The organism is Zhouia spongiae (assembly GCF_022760175.1).
Lineage (GTDB): Bacteria > Bacteroidota > Bacteroidia > Flavobacteriales > Flavobacteriaceae > Zhouia > Zhouia spongiae.
Genome location: NZ_CP094326.1, coordinates 2,179,063 through 2,197,452 on the forward strand (window position 1 = coordinate 2,179,063; position 18,390 = coordinate 2,197,452).

An 18,390-nucleotide genomic window follows, 5' to 3' on the forward strand; every position below is an offset into this window, starting at 1 on the left:
CTATTCAAAGGTAAAGTTTACAAAAACACCCCTTGAATACATTCCGTTAAGGTTAGAGGTCCACGGGCTGTTAGAGTCGTTGTCAGGGATTAATTCATCTGTTAAGGCAAACACACCTCTTATCGAAGGCGAGAATTTAAAATACGGCAGGTAGAAATCCAGGCCAAAGCCCAATTCGTAATACATCGCATTCTTTTTCATCCGGAAAGTACCACTGTAGTTATCATCCTGACTGTCGTGTTCGCTGCTCAGATTGATCGAGCCGGATACGCCCCCAACGACATAGGGTTTGAAATTCCCTAATCTTTTTGTACTTACTTTAAGGAGTAGCGGAAAATGAATGTAAGTAGATTTTACTTCTCTTTTGTAATCACTTATATCGGTAAACCCGGGGAATCCAATATCACGTTGGTTATAATATAGTCCGGGTTCAAAACGAAGGTCCAGGTAATCATTTATTCTTAAGTTACCTATTAGTCCTACATTGAAGCCAACTGATTTGGCGATCAGAATATCGCCTTCATCATTGTTGTAATCAACCTTGAAGTCGTATTGGTTGAAACCAAGAAAATAGCCCCAGTGTACCGGTTGTTTATCAAAATTTTCTAAATTGATGATGGGGTCTTCATTAAAAATTCTTAATTGTGAAACCCCTTTATTAATGAAAGCGCATAAAAAAAGTAGACAAAAAAGATGTTTTTTCATGGATTTTTTACTTTAAGGCCTTGTGAAATAAATAAAACTTTTTCATTTAAAAGGTATTTTATCAAAAAATAAAATAACAATCTCGGTTGATTTGCTCACAAATCTTTATTTCGAGGCGACATAAATTGAAGCTGCTCCAAAGGTTTGCGGTTTGTCTTCCACATTAATAAACCCGATTTTCCGCAAAATATTGTTAAAAGCTTCCCCGTGAGGAAATAAAGAAGCCGATTTTGATAAGTAAGAGTAAGCAGATTTATCTTTAGAAAATACTTTCCCTATAACAGGCAATATGGCGTTTGTGTAGAATTGATACCCTTGTTTATAAGGTGCTTTCGTCGGTACGGAGGTTTCGAGTACAACAAAAATGCCCCCGGGTTTTAGAACCCTGTAGATCTCTGACAGTCCTTTTTCCAGGTTTTCAAAATTTCTAACCCCAAAAGCTACAGACACTGCATCAAAGCTGCCGCTATCAAAAGGAAGTGCTTCGCTGTCTCCGATTACCATTTCAATTTTGTCGTCTAAATTGAGCCTGGAAACTTTCTCTTTTCCTACTTCGAGCATCCCGGGAGAAAGATCAAGTCCAACGATTTTTTCCGCTGAAGTAGAAGCGAAGCTTATAGCCAGGTCACCTGTTCCTGTGGCAATGTCCAGAATGTTATTTGGTTTTGTTGCTCCTATAATATTTACCACCTTTTTTCGCCATTTAATATCAATGCCAAAAGAGATAACACGGTTTAAACCGTCATATTTATCCGAGATGTTATCAAACATCCGGGTTACTTGTTCCTTTTTACTCAGTGAAGAATCTTTATACGGATTTATTTTCTTAGACATGCTTTTTTAACTTTCGGCAAAGATAGTGTTTTGCGGACTTCTATCCGTGTTTTACAGGGATTAGGTTTTTAATTTTGGATCTTTTATTTACAAAGGTTGTAAACGCATATCCGGGAGTTTAGCCATAATGTATTTTTACTATATATTTGCAAAGAATAATTGTATTCATTCGATAAATGAAAATTATTATAGCCGGTGCTGGTGAAGTTGGGTTTCATCTGGCAAAATTACTGTCATACGAATCCCAAGACATCACACTTATCGATACCAATAAGGATAGTCTTTCTTACGCAGACACTCATTTGGATATTAAAGTTTTAAAGGGAGATGCTACTTCTATAGCTGTATTAAAGGATGCAAGGGTAGGAAATTCAGATCTTGTAATTGGGGTCACATCAACCGAAACTACCAATATCACTCTTTGCCTGTTGGCGAAGCAGATGGGATGTAAAAGAACCATTGCGCGTATCTCTAATACTGAATTTATCCATAATAAGGATGAGGTGAAATTTTCTGAGCTGGGAATTGATGAGCTCATATCGCCGGAACAATTAGCGGCGGAAGAGATACAGCTATTGTTGGATCAATCAGCATTTAACGATAGTTATGAGTTTGAAGGAGGAGCCTTAACGATGGTTGGAACCACTTTGCAGCGTACTGCTCCTTTTATAGGAAAGACAGTAAAGGAGGCAGCCTCTATTTTTCCCAAATTACATTTTGTGCCGATTGCCATTCAGCGATTCGGAACTCAATATACCCTTATTCCGAGGGGTGATACGGTTTTTAAGGAAGGAGACCAGGCCTATTTTGTAACTTCCGAGGCAGGGGTAAAAGAATTGTATAAACTTACCGGAAAAACCAAGGAGGAGATCAAAGACGTGATGATTCTTGGGGGAAGTAAAATAGGGTATAAAACAGCCAGGGATCTTTGTTCGAACAGGTTTAGGGTAAAGCTTATTGAGAAGGATAAGAATAAATCTTTTGATCTGGCGGACCTGCTTCCGAATGCCCTTATCATTAACGGGGATGGTAGAAATGTTGAGTTGCTGGAAGAAGAAGATATTGAAGAAATGGATGCTTTTATTGCGGTAACCGGTAATTCAGAGACCAATATTATGTCGTGCCTGGTAGCCAAATCCAGAAACATTAAAAAAACCATAGCCTTGGTTGAAAACATGGATTATTTCCAGTTGTCTCAATCCATAGGTATTGATACATTGATAAATAAAAAATTACTTGCGGCAAACAATATATTCCGGCATATAAGGAAAGGCGAGGTAGTGGCGTTAACACGCTTGAATAATCTGAATGCCGAAATACTGGAGTTTATTGTAAAGAGGACCTCAGAAGTTACTGGTAAAAAAATAAGAGAGCTGGATTTTCCCAGGTCGGCTGTTATTGCCGGTGTGATTAGGGATGGTGAGGGAATGATAGCTTTGGGCGACTTCCAGATAAAAGCCGGAGACAGGGTAGTGGTGTGTTGTTTGCCCCGTTCTATAGCACGCATTGAAAAACTATTTTTATAAATTCAGGTAATGGCAAAAAAGCTTAATACCAAGATCATTTTTCATTTAATGGGGTTGCTGATGCTGTGTAATGGGGTGTTTATGCTCCTTGCGTCGGTTGTCAGTGCAATTTATAAAGATGGGGTTACCCTGGAGATGTCCTTTGCGGGGATAAGTACTACATTGATCGGAACGCTTTTTATGTTTGCTACCAAAGAGCATAAAAAGGAGATAAAAAAGCGTGAAGGGTATGTGGTTGTTACATTCGGCTGGGTTTTTATGAGCCTAACAGGAATGTTGCCATATCTTTTTACTGATACAATTCCCGATGTTACGAATGCTTTCTTTGAGACCATGAGCGGATATACTACCACCGGGGCTTCCGTACTAGATGATATAGAGGCGTTACCAGAAGGGGTTTTGTTCTGGCGCAGTATGACACATTGGATAGGGGGGATGGGGATAATTGTTCTTGCAATTGCCATACTTCCGTTGCTGGGGATTGGAGGGATGCAGCTTTTTGCTGCCGAAGCCCCCGGGCCAAGTGCCGATAAGCTACATCCGAGAATTACCGATACGGCCAAGCGCCTGTGGCTTATTTATGTAGGGTATACTCTTGCAGAGACCCTTTTGTTGAAATTGGCAGGGATGAGCTTCTTTGACGCGGTTAATCATTCGATGGCGACCTTGTCGACAGGCGGGTTTTCAACAAAAAATGCAAGTTTGGCATATTGGAATGATCAGCCGGTCGTTCAATACATTGTCATACTCTTTATGTTTTTGGCCGGAACAAATTTTGTGTTGAGCTATTTTGCATTCAAAGGAAAAGTGCAGAAAGTGATTAAGGATGACGAGTTTAAGTATTATTTCCGGTTCATTGTTGCCTTTACGATTATCTGCGCTTTGGTTGTGTATTTTCAGTCTGATGTCGAATTGAGCGCTTACCATCCGATGGTTTGGGGTGAGGGTGAAAGCGCATTCAGGCATTCGTTGTTCCAGGTGATATCGGTAATCACTACAACAGGTTTTGTTACTGCCGATTTTACAAGCTGGACGACCTTCCTGACGGTGTTCTTTTTCGGGTTAATGTTTCTCGGAGGGTCTGCCGGGTCTACATCCGGGGGAGTAAAGGTGGTGCGCCATATGTTGATGATCAAGAACGGTCTGTTGGAGTTTAAGAGGACCTTACATCCAAATGCCGTGATTCCGGTTAGGTATAACAGGAAGATGGTTACGGAAAGTATTGTTTATAACATCCTCGGTTTCTTTATTCTTTATATGTTGTTGTTTATTATAGGAGCCCTGGTATTGGGGTTTCTGGGCCTCGACTTTGAAACGGCTGTCGGAGGCGCTGCATCCTCTCTGGGTAATGTAGGACCTGCTTTCGGACAATTGCACCCGCTGGCCAATTTTAACAGCTTGCCGGCTTTAGGGAAATGGTGGTGTTCTTTTCTGATGTTGTTGGGAAGGCTTGAGTTGTTTACCGTCTTGATCTTGTTAACTCCTTTCTTTTGGAAACGTACTTAAGGGAATAAAAATATCTGTAAATAAAAAAAGAAGCTGTCTAAAAAGGCAGTTAGGTTTTGTGAATGTAAATTTAAAGATGAGCCGAAAAGTTATCTGGAAGACCCACGATCAAGGGCAGTTGAGCCTACTTCCTCCAGCTATGATGATCTGGTACCCCAAAATCATCCTGTGCGTATTGTCAATACGATTTTAGACTCAATAGACCTAAGTAGTTTAGAGAAGACCTACCTTGGAGGGGGTACTGCGAGCTACCATCCCAAGGTGCTGTTAAAGGTTTTGGTCGATGTTTATTTGCGTAATGTATATTCTTCACGTAAAATAGAACAGGCTTTAAACGAGAACATCCATTTTATATGGCTTGGTTCCGGGGCTAAACCAGATCATAATACTATCAGCAATTTCCGTGTTGAACGCAACCACGAACAGATACGGTTAAAGGCAAAGGCTAAAGAGCTGTTACTCTCTGAAGAAGGAATTGTCCGCCGAAAACGCAGGTGTTGGGATGTGGAAGCTGTTTTTGGAAACATAAAACACAATATGGGCTTTAAGCGTTTTTTTATGTTAAGAGGACTTGATAAAGTAACCGCCGAAACAGGCTTAGTGGCCGGCTCACAACCTTAGAAAAGCAGGCTTGAGTACGTAAGTCAACTTTATTTGCTTATTGACTGCATACTGCCTGCCGAATACTATCCTCTATTTTTGAATGAAACCTATTGGAGTGAAAATAAAAAGACCGACTAAATCTTTTTAGACGGCCTCTTTTTTATTCTTAATGTTTTCTGCGGATTATGAAAGAACTTCTTTTATTCTTCCAATGGCTTCCACTAATTCTTTTTCGGAAGCTGCATATGATATTCTGATGCAATTCGGGTCTCCGAATGCTTCACCTGTTACCGTTGCTACATTGGCTTCTTCAAGGATAAACATAGCCAGGTCGGAAGCGTTCTCTATTTTTCTTCCTTTAATGGTCTTTCCGAAGAAAGACGAGATGTCAGGGAATACATAAAAGGCACCTTCCGGAACATTCAGTTTGAATCCTTCGATTTCGCCCAGGAGATCAAGAACCAAATCACGTCTTTTTTTGAATTCATCAATCATAAACTGAATTTTGCTGACCGGGGCTTCTAATGCAGCAATAGTAGCTCGCTGGCCGATAGCATTGGCACCACTCGTTACTTGTCCTTGAATCTTATTACATGCCCTGGCGATAAATTCCGGAGCACCGATAAAGCCTATTCTCCATCCGGTCATGGCGAATGCTTTAGAAACACCGTTCACCGTTACGGTACGGTCGTACATGCCGTCTATTTCGGCAATGCTTGTATGACCTTCAGCAAAGTTTATGTGTTCGTAGATTTCATCTGATACGATATATATATCCGGATATTTTCTGAGAACAGCTGCAAGAGACTCTAATTCTTCTTTGCTGTATACTGATCCTGACGGGTTGCACGGAGAACTGTACCAAAGCATTTTTGTTTTAGGAGTAATGGCAGCCTCAAGTTGTTCGGCTGTCATTTTGAAATCGTTCTCTATAGAAGTCGTAACCTCAACCGGCACTCCTTCTGCCAGTTTTACAATTTCTGAATAGCTTACCCAATACGGAGCCGGCAGAATAACCTCATCGCCGGGATTGATCATGGCGAGGGCCACATTGGCCAATGATTGTTTAGCTCCGGTAGAAACAACGATCTGGCTTGGTGTGTAGGTAAGATTGTTATCTCTTTTGAACTTTTTGATGATAGCCTCCTTCAGATCCCCATATCCGTCTACAGGAGGATAGGCACTATAGTTTTGGTCTATAGCATCTTTAGCAGCCTCTTTAATGAATTCAGGAATGTTGAAATCCGGTTCACCCAAACTTAAGCCGATAATGTCTTTGCCTTCTGCCTTAAGTTCTCTGGCTTTGGCAGCCATGGCCAACGTAGCTGATGTAGCCATATTGACTACACGCTCTGATAAATGTTGTTTCATTGTGTTGGTTGATTTCTTTAAATTAATGCTTTCGCTTAGTAAGCCATTTTGGGCTTTCTACCTAATTCTTTTAGGTGTTTAAAGTGCGAAATTACAGCTTTTCTGGTACTTCTGTATTCGTTATATGGCAAATTGAACTCTTTTGCTGTTTCTCTAACAATTTTAGAAATATTTGTATAATGGATATGACTGATGTTAGGGAAGATATGGTGTTCAACCTGATGGTTTAAGCCGCCTGTAAACCAGTTAACGATTTTGTTTTTTGTAGAAAAGTTAGCTGTAGTGAATAATTGGTGTATAGCCCAGGTATTTTGGATCGATCCGTCTTCTTCCGGTAGAGGGGTCTCGGTTTCTTCAACAACATGTGCCAACTGAAAAACGATGCTTAATATGAGTCCTGCGGTATAATGCATGGCAAAGAAACCAATCAGTACCTTCCACCATGCGATGTCCAAGACAAGCATGGGTAAAACGATCCAGATCGTTAAGTATATTAGTTTGGTAATTACGAGTACGCTCCATTCTTTGGCAGGGTTAGGGAACTTCCCGTAAGAAAGTTTCCTTTTCAAGTACCCATGCATTTGTTTGAAATCCGTAGTAATGGCCCAATTCAGCGTCAGTAGTCCGTAAAGGAAAACAGAATAATAATGCTGGAATTTATGAAAGCGTCTCCATTCAGCATGCTTTGTAAATCGAATGATCCTTCCTGCATCAAGGTCTTCATCATGACCATGAATGTTGGTGTAGGTATGGTGAAGTACATTGTGCTGGACTTTCCAGTTGTACACATTACCGGCCAGGATGTATATGCTGCTCCCCATTAATTTATTGAGCCATGGTTTCGAAGAGTACGAGCCGTGGTTTCCGTCGTGCATTACGTTCATTCCGACTCCGGCCATACCGACCCCGATAACAATGGTCAGCAATAATTGTAACCACTGGTTCATATCAATGGTTAAAATAAGGAAGTAAGGAGTCAAAAAGATGGAAAACATTACTATAGTTTTTAAGTATAGTTTCCAGTTTCCGGTCTTTTTCAGATTTTTTTCTTTGAAGTAATTATTTACTCTCTTGTTTAACGTTTTAAAAAACTGCGCGTTATCCTTTCTGGAAAATCTAATTGTTGGTGTATTCATGATAATAAGTTAATCTCAACTGCATTTTACTTTTTCTTATAACGTATTCATAAATCCATTATTGGATCGTATAAACACATTAAGGGCCAAAAATAAAAATTATAACTGGTTAATAAGTATATTTTATTCTAAACTTAAGCTAACAAAATGCTACTTTTGTTAAAATTCTAATGCATGTCTACAGAACTTATACTAAAATACTTTCCTGATATTACAGAAGAACAGCTAAACCGTTTCGATCAATTGGAGGGGCTTTACAAGGATTGGAACAGTAAGATCAACGTGATTTCCAGAAAAGATATCGATCAGCTGTACGAAAGGCATGTGTTACATTCTTTGGGTATCGCAAAGGTGCAGCCTTTTAATTCGGGCGCTAAAATACTCGATGTAGGTACGGGTGGGGGCTTTCCGGGAATCCCTTTGGCAATCCTTTTCCCGGAAACGGATTTCTGTCTTATCGATGCTATCGGTAAAAAAATAAAGGTAGTTCAGGGAGTTGCGGATTCTCTGGGGCTTAAGAACGTAAAAGCGGAGCATATCCGGGCCAATAAGGTAAAAGAAGAGTTTGATTTTATAGTCAGCAGAGCCGTAACAAATATGCCTGATTTTGTGAAATGGGTAAAAGGAAGGGTCGCTAAGCGGCAAAAGCACGATTTGAAAAACGGAATTCTTTATCTTAAAGGAGGAGATCTTTCAGAAGAATTGTCGGTTTATGAGACCATAAGGCTGTACGATTTAAAAGATTATTTTGAGGAACCTTTTTTTGATACAAAAAAGGTTGTCTATCTGCCTATGAAGTATAAATAGCCTGGTTAGATATTTAAAAGTTCATAGTATTCATGTTTCCACAGGTAAATATGTCTTCTCAGATACTTTTTTATCCTGGTGAATAAGGAATCTTCTTTCGATCTGATCCTGGTGTTCAGTATTTTTTCAAAAAGCTCAAGTTTGGTATCAATATCCTGTTTGTCATTTGAGATCAGGATCTTTTTGAATTTTTCGTCAATGTGAAAATCCTCTCCTTTTCCGTTTTTTTCAAAAAGGGTACATTTTATATTTATAAGACAATATGTTTCTTTTGTTTTCATTGGGATGGGTTTTGATCATCATTAAAGTTAGGTGATAAACATTAATTTTACAATTAATTAACGTTAAATTTACATTTGATGAAATTTAATGTAGTGTATTTTTTCTTTTTGTTTATTGATAATCAGTGTCTTATTGTTTTTATGCGAGGTATGCTCCTGCGGTTGTCGCTCGCGGGATAGACTAAGGTACGGGTCTTGTTTTAAAGGAGTCTGGTTTAAGAATTTCCCGGCAGCGCTCGAAGCATCCTTATATGAAACTATATCAGATTAAAGTATCAGTATCTCAACGTCTGTGTTGTGTAAGACTCACGTTAATGTGTGAAAAGGAACTAAAAAACCCGGCCTTGAAAAGCCGGGTTTTTTATAGGGATTTAATGTATTTGATTATTCTCCCAGGAATGGGTATCTGTAATCTTCAGGAGAGACAAAAGTCTCTTTTATCAATCTTGGAGAAACCCAACGTAGCAAGTTTAACGGAGAACCTGCTTTGTCATTGGTTCCGGAAGCTCTGGCTCCTCCAAATGGTTGTTGTCCTACGACGGCACCTGTTGGTTTGTCGTTGATATAGAAGTTACCGGCACAGTTTTGAAGTGCTTGTGTGGCTTCTTCTATCGTGTACCTGTCATTTGAAAAGATAGCCCCGGTTAATGCGTATTCTGAGGTTCTGTCGACAAGTTTTAGTGTCTCACTCCATTTTTGATCCTCATAAACATATACTGTTACAACTGGTCCGAAAAGCTCGGTAGTCATTGTTTCGTATTGAGGGTTGGTGGTTAAGATTACGGTAGGCTCAATAAAGTATCCGACAGATTTATCGCATTTACCACCTATGATAACATCGGCTTCATTGCTTTCTTTGGCTTTGTTGATATAGCTTTCAAGCTTATTGAAAGAACCTTCGTGGATTACGGCTGTTATAAAATTGCCCATATCTTCCGGAGACCCCATTTTGAAAGAAGCAACGTCTTCTTTAACAAAGTTTAATGTTTCTTCAGCTATTGATTTTGGAAGATATACTCTTGAGGCAGCACTGCATTTTTGTCCCTGGAACTCGAACGCCCCCCTTGAGATGGCAGTTGCAACCTGTTTGGGTTTTGCAGACGGGTGTGCAATAATAAAGTCTTTTCCACCGGTTTCACCAACAATTCTTGGATATGTTTTATAGTTGTGGATGTTGTTTCCGATCTTTTGCCAGATGTTTTTGAAAACTGTAGTAGAGCCTGTAAAGTGAATTCCTGAGAAATCAGGGCTGGCTAAAACAGTGTCCGTTATCATTGCCGGATCACCATAAACGACATTGATAACGCCATCAGGTACACCGGCTTCTTTGAATACGTCGACAATTACTTTTGCAGAGAAAATCTGGCTGTCGCTGGGTTTCCACACAACCACGTTGCCCATTAGTGCAGCACTGGCAGGCAGGTTGCCTGCTATGGCTGTAAAGTTAAAAGGGGAAACGGCATATACAAATCCTTCGAGCGGCCTGTATTCAACCCTGTTCCAGATTCCTTCTGATGAAATAGGTTGATCATTGTAAATTTGGGTCATGTACTGGACATTGAAACGCAAAAAATCTACGATCTCACAGGCAGAATCGATCTCAGCCTGAAATATATTTTTAGACTGCACAAGCATGGTGGCAGCATTCATTTTATCTCTGTATGGGCCGGCAATTAAATCGGCGGCACGTAAGAAAATGGCAGCTCTTTGTTCCCACGTAAGGGCAGCCCATTTTTCTCTGGCTTCAAGAGCAGTACTAATGGCTTTCTCAACATGTGATTTTTCAGCTAAGTGGTATTCACCTAAAACATGCTGGTGTTCATGTGGGGGAGACATCGTTCTTGTGTTTCCGGTTCTGATTTCTTCACCGTTTATATAAAGAGGAATGTCAACTTTGCTGTTGTAAAACTCTTTATATTGTCTTAGTACAGATTCTCTTTCTGGGGTTCCCGGAGCGTATGACTTTATAGGCTCGTTTACGGCCTTTGGAACGTGGAAAAAACCTTTTGACATAATTAACGCTATTTTACTGTTTATATAATTTGGGTCAAAGGTAATAAACCTCAAACGTTTGAAAAACAAAAAACAACCAAAAGGTTGTTCTTAATTTAACGCGAATGGAGCGTAGAGTTTAAAGGTCGGTATGTAGACCCTGAATTTTCTGGTTGTTGTGAAATTAATCATATCGTAATAACCTCTCATGGATCCGATTGGCGATATCAGGAGGCACCCTGAGCTGTATGTATGCGAATCCCCTGGCTTAAGAACCGGTTTCTTGCCGATAACGCCTTCGCCGTCTACCACTTCAATGTCGTTGAGGGAGTCGTATATTTGCCAGTGTCTTGCGGTGAGTTGGACCGTGTCTTTGCTTTGATTTTCGATGGTAATGTTGTAGCCAAAGGCAAAGTTGATGTGCTGGTTTTTGAAGAAGGTTCCTTCAAAACTAGTTTCAACAGAAATTTTTATGCCTTTTGTGATCTGTGTAACCATCGGTTTAGTATGTAATGGCGCTTGCTAAAAACAAGAATGTTAACGATATAACTGCTAAAATAAAAAAAAATGAGTTTAGAATGGCGAATTTAACAATTGTTTTAAATCGACTTTGTTGATAGAAATTACGCATTGCTTTATAGAGATATACGAGGAAAATAATTAAAGCGATGGATATGGCAGACAGGTTAAAATAGTTATCGATAACGAAAGCAATGGTGATCAGGATCGTAAAAGTGGTTTGTGTGTGGAAACTGAAAACCAGATGATCCATATAGCTGTAGTCTAGGCGCAAGTAGAGTACCCATATAAAAACGGCAAATACGGGGAGGAAAAAGAATATCATAAAAGGGATCCGAGATATGAGGGTGTTTACAAACGTTCCGGGCTGTCGCTCAATTTTAAAAATACTTCGTGCCACGTTGAAGGATAGTTTGTTTTCAAAACTGGATTTGGTTTTCAGGGTGTCCAATGCCTTCTGGTAAGAGTAAAAATGCCTGTTGTTCATTCCTCTTTCAAAAAAGCCTGCCTTGTAGACAAAACGATTCGTTAGCGATGTTATCCTGTTTATCGAATCGAAGGTTTTTCGCGGGTTTTTCAATGTGATAATATCGCTTTTCTGGATGTTTGAGGCAATTATTGAACCGATATCAGGCTTTTCTTCACCGGTGACAAAAAGAGAGTCGGTATTTTTGTCGTTAATGGCCAGGTTTCTCAGGTTCTGGTCTTCCATGGCCAGGTCTAACTCAGAAAAATCCCTGGTAAAGCTAAAAACAAAGGCGTAGATAATAGCAGCACTTAAAAAAAACCGAAATGGGTTGGCGTACCTCATTCTTTTCCCCGCAATATATTCGGTACTGATCTTTCCGGGTCTGAAGAGCAATGCCCCGATCGTTTTTCTGAACCTGGAATCGTATGAAATGATAGATCCGAAAAACTCTAGAATAAGATCTTTAAAAGTAATCTTCTTGGTCGAGTTGATTTGCGAACAGTTCGGGCAATACTTATCGCTTGCATCGAGAGGGTGGTTGCAGTTCAGGCATATGTCTCCTCTGTATTTTAATTGATATCTTCCTTTGTATGCTGATGGTGTGCTCATTATCGGGTGATATTGGTTGAGTTGCCGGATCCTATTCCGAGGATACTGTCGTAATTTTGCCCAAAATTACGATAATACACGATTATTAGATATTCATTTTCGGTTTCAGAGTGATTTCCGCTAAAATAATCGAGGTTGATATTCTTATTGTCTTCAGCCAGAATGTATTTGTAGTTATAAAAACCTTGTTTTAAAAGGATGCTGGTTTCCATTACACCGGACTCTTCATTGTATTTCAGCCTGTTTTCTTCATGTAGCCCATAGTTGTTGAATTTGCCATAAACATAAACTTTGTTTAAACCGAATTCATTACTGTAAGGAATGCTGAAGTGAACAAAAGCATAATCGGCTTGAAAAGCATTGTCGCTCTCCAGTGACGAGATTCTGAAATCCCCGTTAATATCCGGATTGTAGGTGTATAGTTTATCGCTTCTGTTCTCGTCAGTATATAGATGGTGTTCGTAGATGTTCTTCAGGTTGACATGTTTAATATGGTTTGTAGGGATTCGGATGTCCTTGTTTTCAAAGTAAAGGTATTCGTTTCCGCCGTTAAAAGCAGTTTCTTTATCGTATTTGTATGTGTACTGGTTGCCGGAAATAAATTGAGGTTTGATGTTTTTTACAGACGTATTCCAGTTGTAGTTCTGAAGGATGACGGTTTTTAGTTCTTTCTGAGGGTTGATGATGTTCAGGTTATTCGAGTTGATAGTGTACTGAACCACCTGTTGTGAGTTAAAGAGGTTCAGGTCGCGGGAAGTTTTTAAGTTGATGCCCACGCTTACTGCGTCCTGGTATATAACGAATCTTCTAGAAAAGACAAGTTCATCATGACTGTCGAATATTTTCAGGATGTAGTTCCCGCTTAACGTAAGCCTTGTCTGGTCGTTAGGTATTTTTAGTTCGTAGTGTGTATATGGTTGTAACGTTGCAACAGAATTTTGGTAATTTGTGATACGTTGGTTGTCGAGACCTTTAAGGTATTGTGATTTTACCATATCAGAAGGATTCCAGAGATAATCACAGTGCTCTATTTTGTAGTAGTAATCCGCTTCATCGGCATAGAGATCATCAAAAGAAAGCGTGATGTTCTCGTTGAGCCTGACAACAGGAAACTGACGGGTTTCGTCAGAACCTTTAAATACAATGGTTTTTATATAGTCGGGAGGTGCTGTTTCTTTTTGTTCCTGAGCTTGAATTGTAACATTCGTAAGGGTGTATAGTGAAAGTAAAATAAGGAGCTGTTTCATGTTTTAAACTTTATCCGTCAAATATAGTTAAAAACATTCCTTTGAAGGGAGGTGTTGATGAAGCCGAAAAATGTAGGTATTTATTATGGTAAGAATCTTTTAATTCATAAATTTGCAGCGATTTTGAATTAACCTGATTTCAATTAGACGAGTAGTATGTCAAATGACATTAAGATTAAGAAAGGCTTAAATTTAAAGCTTAAAGGCGAGGCAGAAAGACTGATTTCTGATGCGCCCAGATCTAAAACCTTCGCTATAAAACCTACCGATTTTCACAATGTAACTCCAAAAATGGTTGTAAAACCAGGTGATGCTGTTAAGGCAGGAGATGTGATTTTCTTTTCTAAGTATAGCGATACGGTAAAATTTGTATCTCCGGTAAGCGGAACAATCTCTGAAGTAAAAAGAGGAGCCAAAAGAAAAATTCTTGAGGTAACCATCGATGCCGATGCAAAAGATGATTACAAAGAATTTGGGGTGAAGAACCCGGCTGATCTTTCTTCGGAAGAGATTAAAAACCACTTGTTGGAAAGTGGTTGCTGGCCGTTTATTAAACAACGTCCTTACGATGTTATCGCAAATCCTGAAGACAGTCCGAAGGCTATCTTTATATCAGCGTATGCTTCTGCTCCTCTGGCAGCAGATATTGAGTTTATACTGAAAGATAGAAAGGAAGATTTTCAAGCGGGTATAGACGCCTTGTCAAAGCTAACATCCGGAAAAACCCATTTATCTGTCGATAAAAACTCAAACTCATTTTTAAATGAGTTAAGCGGGGTTGAGCTTCACAAGGTTTCAGGACCACACCCTGCGGGTAACGTTGGAGTGCAGATTCATCACATAGATCCTATTAACGCGGGAGAACGTGTATGGGTAATCAATCCTGAAGATGTGGCTGTTATAGGTTCTTTATTCAGAACCGGTAAGCTTGATGCTACCAGGGTTATTGCTGTTGCAGGTACTGAAGCTCCTAAGGCACAGTATTTCAAAGCTAAAATAGGGACTAGTGTAAAAGATATAATAGGGACTGTTCCTGCTTCGGTTAGGATTATCAGTGGCGATGTGCTGACGGGAGATAAAATAGGCAACGCTTCGGCTATTGGATACTACCACAATGTAGTTACCCTGATTCCGGAGGGGAATGAGTATCGTATGTTCGGTTGGTTGCCTTTTAAAGACAATAACATTCCGAGTATGTCGAGAACTTCATTTGCATGGTTGTTCCCGAACAAAAAGTACAAGGTGAATGCAAACCTGAATGGCGAGGAGAGAGCTTTGGTCGTTACCGGTGAAATGGAACAAGTAATGCCAATGGATATCTATCCGATGCAACTGATCAAAGAATGTATGATCGGAAATATCGAGAAAATGGAAAGTCTGGGTATTTATGAAGTTGCTCCTGAGGATTTTGCATTAATTGACTATACTTCTACATCTAAATTAGAAGCCCAGTCGATCATCCGTGTAGCGCTAGACATAATGATCAAAGAAGTTGGTTAAACAAATAAGTAACTATGAGTTTTTTAAGAAATAAATTAGATCAACTTAGAAAGCCTTTTGGAAAAGGTGAGAAGTGGGAGAAGTTTGCGCCTGCAATCAATGCATTCGATACTTTTCTTTTTGTACCTAATCATACAACAAAAAAAGGTGCTCATATCAGAGACGCAGTAGATTTAAAGCGAACAATGATTACCGTTGTTATCGCTTTGTTGCCGGCATTGATATATGGGATATATAATACAGGGTACCAGCATTTCACGCAGTTGGGAGAATCATTCACTTTTATGGATGCTTTCTTGCACGGAGCCGCTAAAATAGTACCGATGATAATCGTGTCGTATGCGGTAGGTCTGGCAATTGAATTTGCCTTCGCTGTATACAGAGGTCACGAGGTGAATGAAGGGTTCTTGGTAACGGGATTGTTGATTCCGATGATTATGCCTGTCGATATACCACTATGGATGGTAGCTATTTCTGTGGTATTTGCAGTTTTAATCGGTAAAGAAGCTTTCGGAGGTACAGGGATGAATATCCTGAACCCTGCCCTTACGGCAAGAGCATTTGCCTTCTTTGCGTATCCTACCTATATGTCAGGGAACAAAGTATGGGTTTCTGAAGCTACACATGTAGATGCTATCTCAGGAGAGACTATTTTGGGAAGTTTAGCAGCAGGAAGAGAAGCCGGATATGACATGTGGAGCATGTTTGCCGGTTCTATACCAGGTTCAATTGCAGAAACATCCACATTGTGGATATTGGTCGGAGCAGCTATTTTAATCCTTACAGGAGTTGGTAGCTGGAGAATTATGCTGGGAGGTGTAATTGGTGCAGCATTTATGGGATTCCTCTTTAATTTATGGGGTGTTAATGCACTAATGAGCTTTCCGTGGTATGAGCATTTATTAGTAGGAGGTTTTGCTTTTGGTATAGTGTTTATGGCAACAGATCCTGTTTCTGCGGCACAGACATTCAAAGGGAAATGGATTTACGGAATCTTAGTCGGAATTTTTTGTATTATGATTCGTGTGTTCAACCCGGCGTATCCGGAAGGAGTAATGCTTGCCATATTATTAATGAATGTATTTGCTCCTACAATTGATCACTATGTGGTTGAGGCAAACGTTAAAAGAAGAAAGAAACGTCTTGAGGCGGCAAAAGTTAAAACAGCATAACGATGAATAGAGATAGTAATATATATATATTTTCATTCGCTGCTATAATGGTTGTGATAGTTGCTTCGATACTATCGTTTACTGCAGTATCACTAAAACCACGTCAGCAGGAGAATGTCAGAAACGAAAAGATGCAAAGTATTTTGCATACCATCGGTATCGAAGTAGAAAGAGATGGAGCTCAGGCTAAATACGATGAGTATATTAAAGAGGAGCTTTCTCTTAAAGCAGATGGTACCGTTGATGAAAATGTAGATGCTTTTACATTAGAGCTTAATAAAGAGCTTAAAAAAACAGTTGATGAACAACGCTTTCCTTTGTTTGTTGCAGATGTAGACGGAGAAAAATATTATATAGTTCCGCTGAGAGGAGCAGGTCTTTGGAATGCCATCTGGGGATACATATCTTTAAAAGAAGATATGAATACTGTGAAAGGTACTATTTTCGATCACGCAGGTGAAACACCAGGTTTAGGAGCTGAAATTACGCAAGGATGGTTTCAGGAGCGTTTTGTAGATGAAAAAATATTTAGTCCTAATGGTGAGTTAGTAGGAATTGCGGTACAGAAGGGTTATGGCGGAGGAAATAACAAGGATGATAATGCGGTTGATGCGATTTCCGGAGCAACGATTACTGGTGATGGGGTTACGAATATGATAAAAGAGCGCTTATCGCACTATTTACCATATTTTGAAAAAAATAATACTAAACTGGCTTTAAATTAATTGTCATGGGAAAAGAAAAAAACAAGACTTCAAAATCGCCGGTGGTTCTTTTCGTAGGAGAAGAGAAGGAACCTCTTTTTTCGAAGAAAAACAGACAGCTTTTATCAGATCCTTTAAATGATAACAACCCGATTACGGTTCAGGTACTTGGTATTTGTTCTGCTTTGGCAATTACGGTTCAGTTAAAACCTTCGATAGTAATGGCAATTGCCGTTATGGCAGTAATGGCCTTTGGTAATGTTATTGTATCGCTTATCAGGAACTTGATCCCTAACCGAATCCGTATTATTGTTCAGCTGGTAGTGGTAGCTTCACTGGTAATCTTGGTAGACCAGGTATTGAAAGCATTTGCCTATGATGTAAGTAAACAGTTAGCGGTATTTGTTGGATTGATTATAACCAACTGTATTGTAATGGGACGTTTAGAAGCCTTTGCTTTAGGTAACGGCCTATGGAAATCGTTCCTGGATGGTATCGGTAATGCTGCCGGATACGGACTTATCCTTATTGCTGTAGCATTTTTCAGAGAGCTTTTGGGTTCTGGTAAGTTATTCGGGTACGAGGTGTTAGGACATAAAGGAGCGACCTTGGCTGAGTCTACAGGGCTATATGCTATGGGATATGAAAATAACGGTTTAATGTTGTTATCGCCGATGGCCCTTATCACTGTAGGGATCATTATATGGGTACAGCGTTCGAAGAACAGAAAGCTGATAGAAAAGAACTAAAAGTCTCAAGACATTAAAAATACATAGTAATGGATTACGTAAATTTATTTGTTAGGAGCATATTTATCGAAAACATGATTTTCGCCTATTTCTTAGGAATGTGTTCTTACTTGGCAGTATCTAAAACAGTTAAAACCGCAGTGGGTCTTGGGGCTGCTGTAATATTTGTATTGTTTGTAACTGTTCCGGCTAACTACTTGTTAGATAATTACCTGCTCAGACCGGGTGCTTTGGCATGGTTAGGAGAGGAATATGCAAATATAGATCTAAGCTTTTTGTCCCTGATTATGTTTATCGCAGTTGTTGCGTCGATGGTACAATTGGTTGAGATGATTGTAGAAAAGTTTGCTCCGGCACTTTACGGGGCTTTAGGTATATTTCTTCCACTTATCGCTGTAAACTGTGCTATCTTGGGAGGCTCTTTGTTTATGCAACAAAAAGACTTCAGCGCAGTATCAGAAGCGGCTGTATATGGTTTAGGATCAGGTATCGGATGGTTTTTAGCCATTTTGGCTATTGCTGCTATTCGTGAAAAAATCACTTATTCAAATGTACCGGCTCCTTTAAGAGGCCTTGGTATTACATTTATCATTACAGGGCTTATGGCACTTGGTTTCATGAGCTTTATGGGAATTAAATTATAAATCTGTTTATAGAAAG

18 protein-coding genes are annotated in these 18,390 nt (G+C 39.5%); 9 read left to right on the forward strand and 9 right to left on the reverse strand.

The features are described 5' to 3' along the window. Both porT and ubiE read right to left on the reverse strand, forming a co-directional pair. Positions 1–705 (reverse strand): type IX secretion/gliding motility protein PorT/SprT, encoded by a 705-nt coding sequence (gene porT / locus MQE36_RS09455; RefSeq protein ID WP_242935735.1) that lies wholly within the window; start codon positions 703–705, stop codon positions 1–3. Positions 706–810: 105 nt separating this feature from the next. After that, on the reverse strand, positions 811–1,539 hold the full coding sequence (gene ubiE / locus MQE36_RS09460; RefSeq protein ID WP_242935736.1) for a bifunctional demethylmenaquinone methyltransferase/2-methoxy-6-polyprenyl-1,4-benzoquinol methylase UbiE: 729 nt from the start codon (positions 1,537–1,539) through the stop codon (positions 811–813). A 176-nt stretch (positions 1,540–1,715) separates the two neighbouring features. On the opposite strand from ubiE, the gene trkA reads away from it, so the two are divergent. From trkA to MQE36_RS09475, 3 genes are all read left to right on the forward strand, one after another. Then, a complete protein-coding gene (trkA, locus tag MQE36_RS09465) occupies positions 1,716–3,065 on the forward strand; it encodes a Trk system potassium transporter TrkA (protein ID WP_242935737.1) in 1,350 nt (449 codons plus the stop codon). Between the two features lie 48 nt (positions 3,066–3,113). Then, complete coding sequence (locus tag MQE36_RS09470; RefSeq protein WP_242938835.1) at positions 3,114–4,571, forward strand: TrkH family potassium uptake protein; 1,458 nt, start codon at positions 3,114–3,116, stop codon at positions 4,569–4,571. Between the two features lie 147 nt (positions 4,572–4,718). Next, positions 4,719–5,192, forward strand: coding sequence for a transposase (locus MQE36_RS09475; RefSeq protein WP_479729390.1), 474 nt, complete (start codon positions 4,719–4,721; stop codon positions 5,190–5,192). Between the two features lie 165 nt (positions 5,193–5,357). Here MQE36_RS09475 and MQE36_RS09480 read toward each other — a convergent pair whose 3' ends face one another. After that, positions 5,358–6,545, reverse strand: a complete 1,188-nt coding sequence (locus MQE36_RS09480) for a pyridoxal phosphate-dependent aminotransferase (protein ID WP_242935739.1) — start codon at positions 6,543–6,545, stop codon at positions 5,358–5,360. A gap of 35 nt (positions 6,546–6,580) precedes the next feature. Further along, a complete protein-coding gene (locus tag MQE36_RS09485; RefSeq protein WP_242935740.1) occupies positions 6,581–7,681 on the reverse strand; it encodes a fatty acid desaturase family protein in 1,101 nt (366 codons plus the stop codon). 174 nt (positions 7,682–7,855) lie between these two features. Between MQE36_RS09485 and rsmG the strand changes: the two genes are divergently transcribed. After that, complete coding sequence (gene rsmG / locus MQE36_RS09490; protein ID WP_242935741.1) at positions 7,856–8,488, forward strand: 16S rRNA (guanine(527)-N(7))-methyltransferase RsmG; 633 nt, start codon at positions 7,856–7,858, stop codon at positions 8,486–8,488. Between the two features lie 5 nt (positions 8,489–8,493). Here rsmG and MQE36_RS09495 read toward each other — a convergent pair whose 3' ends face one another. From MQE36_RS09495 to MQE36_RS09515, 5 genes are all read right to left on the reverse strand, one after another. Next, entirely contained in the window at positions 8,494–8,769 is a 276-nt protein-coding gene (locus tag MQE36_RS09495; protein WP_242935742.1) for a hypothetical protein, read from the reverse strand. 384 nt (positions 8,770–9,153) lie between these two features. Continuing rightward, entirely contained in the window at positions 9,154–10,782 is a 1,629-nt protein-coding gene (pruA, locus tag MQE36_RS09500) for an L-glutamate gamma-semialdehyde dehydrogenase (RefSeq protein ID WP_242935743.1), read from the reverse strand. Positions 10,783–10,872: 90 nt separating this feature from the next. After that, the gene (apaG, locus tag MQE36_RS09505) at positions 10,873–11,259 is read right to left on the reverse strand and encodes a Co2+/Mg2+ efflux protein ApaG (RefSeq protein ID WP_242935744.1); all 387 of its coding nucleotides are present in this window, start codon (positions 11,257–11,259) and stop codon (positions 10,873–10,875) included. Positions 11,260–11,263: 4 nt separating this feature from the next. After that, positions 11,264–12,358, reverse strand: a complete 1,095-nt coding sequence (locus tag MQE36_RS09510; RefSeq protein ID WP_242935745.1) for a DUF3667 domain-containing protein — start codon at positions 12,356–12,358, stop codon at positions 11,264–11,266. Continuing rightward, positions 12,358–13,605, reverse strand: a complete 1,248-nt coding sequence (locus MQE36_RS09515; RefSeq protein ID WP_242935746.1) for a type IX secretion system plug protein — start codon at positions 13,603–13,605, stop codon at positions 12,358–12,360. The genes MQE36_RS09510 and MQE36_RS09515 overlap by 1 nt, the downstream gene beginning before the upstream one ends. 156 nt (positions 13,606–13,761) lie before the next feature. Here MQE36_RS09515 and MQE36_RS09520 point away from each other — a divergent pair, with 156 nt between their 5' ends. From MQE36_RS09520 to nqrE, 5 genes are read left to right on the forward strand one after another with little or no spacing between them, the layout of a single operon-like run. Further along, on the forward strand, positions 13,762–15,105 hold the full coding sequence (locus MQE36_RS09520; RefSeq protein WP_242935747.1) for a Na(+)-translocating NADH-quinone reductase subunit A: 1,344 nt from the start codon (positions 13,762–13,764) through the stop codon (positions 15,103–15,105). Between the two features lie 14 nt (positions 15,106–15,119). Continuing rightward, positions 15,120–16,277, forward strand: coding sequence for an NADH:ubiquinone reductase (Na(+)-transporting) subunit B (locus tag MQE36_RS09525; protein ID WP_242935748.1), 1,158 nt, complete (start codon positions 15,120–15,122; stop codon positions 16,275–16,277). Between the two features lie 2 nt (positions 16,278–16,279). Then, entirely contained in the window at positions 16,280–17,002 is a 723-nt protein-coding gene (nqrC, locus tag MQE36_RS09530; RefSeq protein WP_242935749.1) for an NADH:ubiquinone reductase (Na(+)-transporting) subunit C, read from the forward strand. A 5-nt stretch (positions 17,003–17,007) separates the two neighbouring features. After that, on the forward strand, positions 17,008–17,730 hold the full coding sequence (locus MQE36_RS09535; protein ID WP_242935750.1) for an NADH:ubiquinone reductase (Na(+)-transporting) subunit D: 723 nt from the start codon (positions 17,008–17,010) through the stop codon (positions 17,728–17,730). A gap of 29 nt (positions 17,731–17,759) precedes the next feature. Next, the gene (gene nqrE / locus MQE36_RS09540; protein ID WP_242935751.1) at positions 17,760–18,374 is read left to right on the forward strand and encodes an NADH:ubiquinone reductase (Na(+)-transporting) subunit E; all 615 of its coding nucleotides are present in this window, start codon (positions 17,760–17,762) and stop codon (positions 18,372–18,374) included. Positions 18,375–18,390 lie beyond the last annotated feature (16 nt).

What these genes read in the sequence shown, in the direction of transcription:
- apaG (WP_242935744.1), bottom strand. Translation starts at nt 11,259, where the DNA reads ATGGTTACACAGATCACAAAAGGCATAAAAATTTCTGTTGAAACTAGT.
- rsmG (WP_242935741.1), top strand. Translation starts at nt 7,856, where the DNA reads ATGTCTACAGAACTTATACTAAAATACTTTCCTGATATTACAGAAGAA.
- MQE36_RS09470 (WP_242938835.1), top strand. Translation starts at nt 3,114, where the DNA reads ATGGGGTTGCTGATGCTGTGTAATGGGGTGTTTATGCTCCTTGCGTCG.
- ubiE (WP_242935736.1), bottom strand. Translation starts at nt 1,539, where the DNA reads ATGTCTAAGAAAATAAATCCGTATAAAGATTCTTCACTGAGTAAAAAG.
- MQE36_RS09495 (WP_242935742.1), bottom strand. Translation starts at nt 8,769, where the DNA reads ATGAAAACAAAAGAAACATATTGTCTTATAAATATAAAATGTACCCTT.
- MQE36_RS09515 (WP_242935746.1), bottom strand. Translation starts at nt 13,605, where the DNA reads ATGAAACAGCTCCTTATTTTACTTTCACTATACACCCTTACGAATGTT.
- porT (WP_242935735.1), bottom strand. Translation starts at nt 705, where the DNA reads ATGAAAAAACATCTTTTTTGTCTACTTTTTTTATGCGCTTTCATTAAT.
- pruA (WP_242935743.1), bottom strand. Translation starts at nt 10,782, where the DNA reads ATGTCAAAAGGTTTTTTCCACGTTCCAAAGGCCGTAAACGAGCCTATA.
- MQE36_RS09525 (WP_242935748.1), top strand. Translation starts at nt 15,120, where the DNA reads ATGAGTTTTTTAAGAAATAAATTAGATCAACTTAGAAAGCCTTTTGGA.
- MQE36_RS09485 (WP_242935740.1), bottom strand. Translation starts at nt 7,681, where the DNA reads ATGAATACACCAACAATTAGATTTTCCAGAAAGGATAACGCGCAGTTT.
- MQE36_RS09520 (WP_242935747.1), top strand. Translation starts at nt 13,762, where the DNA reads ATGTCAAATGACATTAAGATTAAGAAAGGCTTAAATTTAAAGCTTAAA.
- trkA (WP_242935737.1), top strand. Translation starts at nt 1,716, where the DNA reads ATGAAAATTATTATAGCCGGTGCTGGTGAAGTTGGGTTTCATCTGGCA.
- MQE36_RS09510 (WP_242935745.1), bottom strand. Translation starts at nt 12,358, where the DNA reads ATGAGCACACCATCAGCATACAAAGGAAGATATCAATTAAAATACAGA.
- MQE36_RS09535 (WP_242935750.1), top strand. Translation starts at nt 17,008, where the DNA reads ATGGGAAAAGAAAAAAACAAGACTTCAAAATCGCCGGTGGTTCTTTTC.
- nqrC (WP_242935749.1), top strand. Translation starts at nt 16,280, where the DNA reads ATGAATAGAGATAGTAATATATATATATTTTCATTCGCTGCTATAATG.
- MQE36_RS09480 (WP_242935739.1), bottom strand. Translation starts at nt 6,545, where the DNA reads ATGAAACAACATTTATCAGAGCGTGTAGTCAATATGGCTACATCAGCT.
- nqrE (WP_242935751.1), top strand. Translation starts at nt 17,760, where the DNA reads ATGGATTACGTAAATTTATTTGTTAGGAGCATATTTATCGAAAACATG.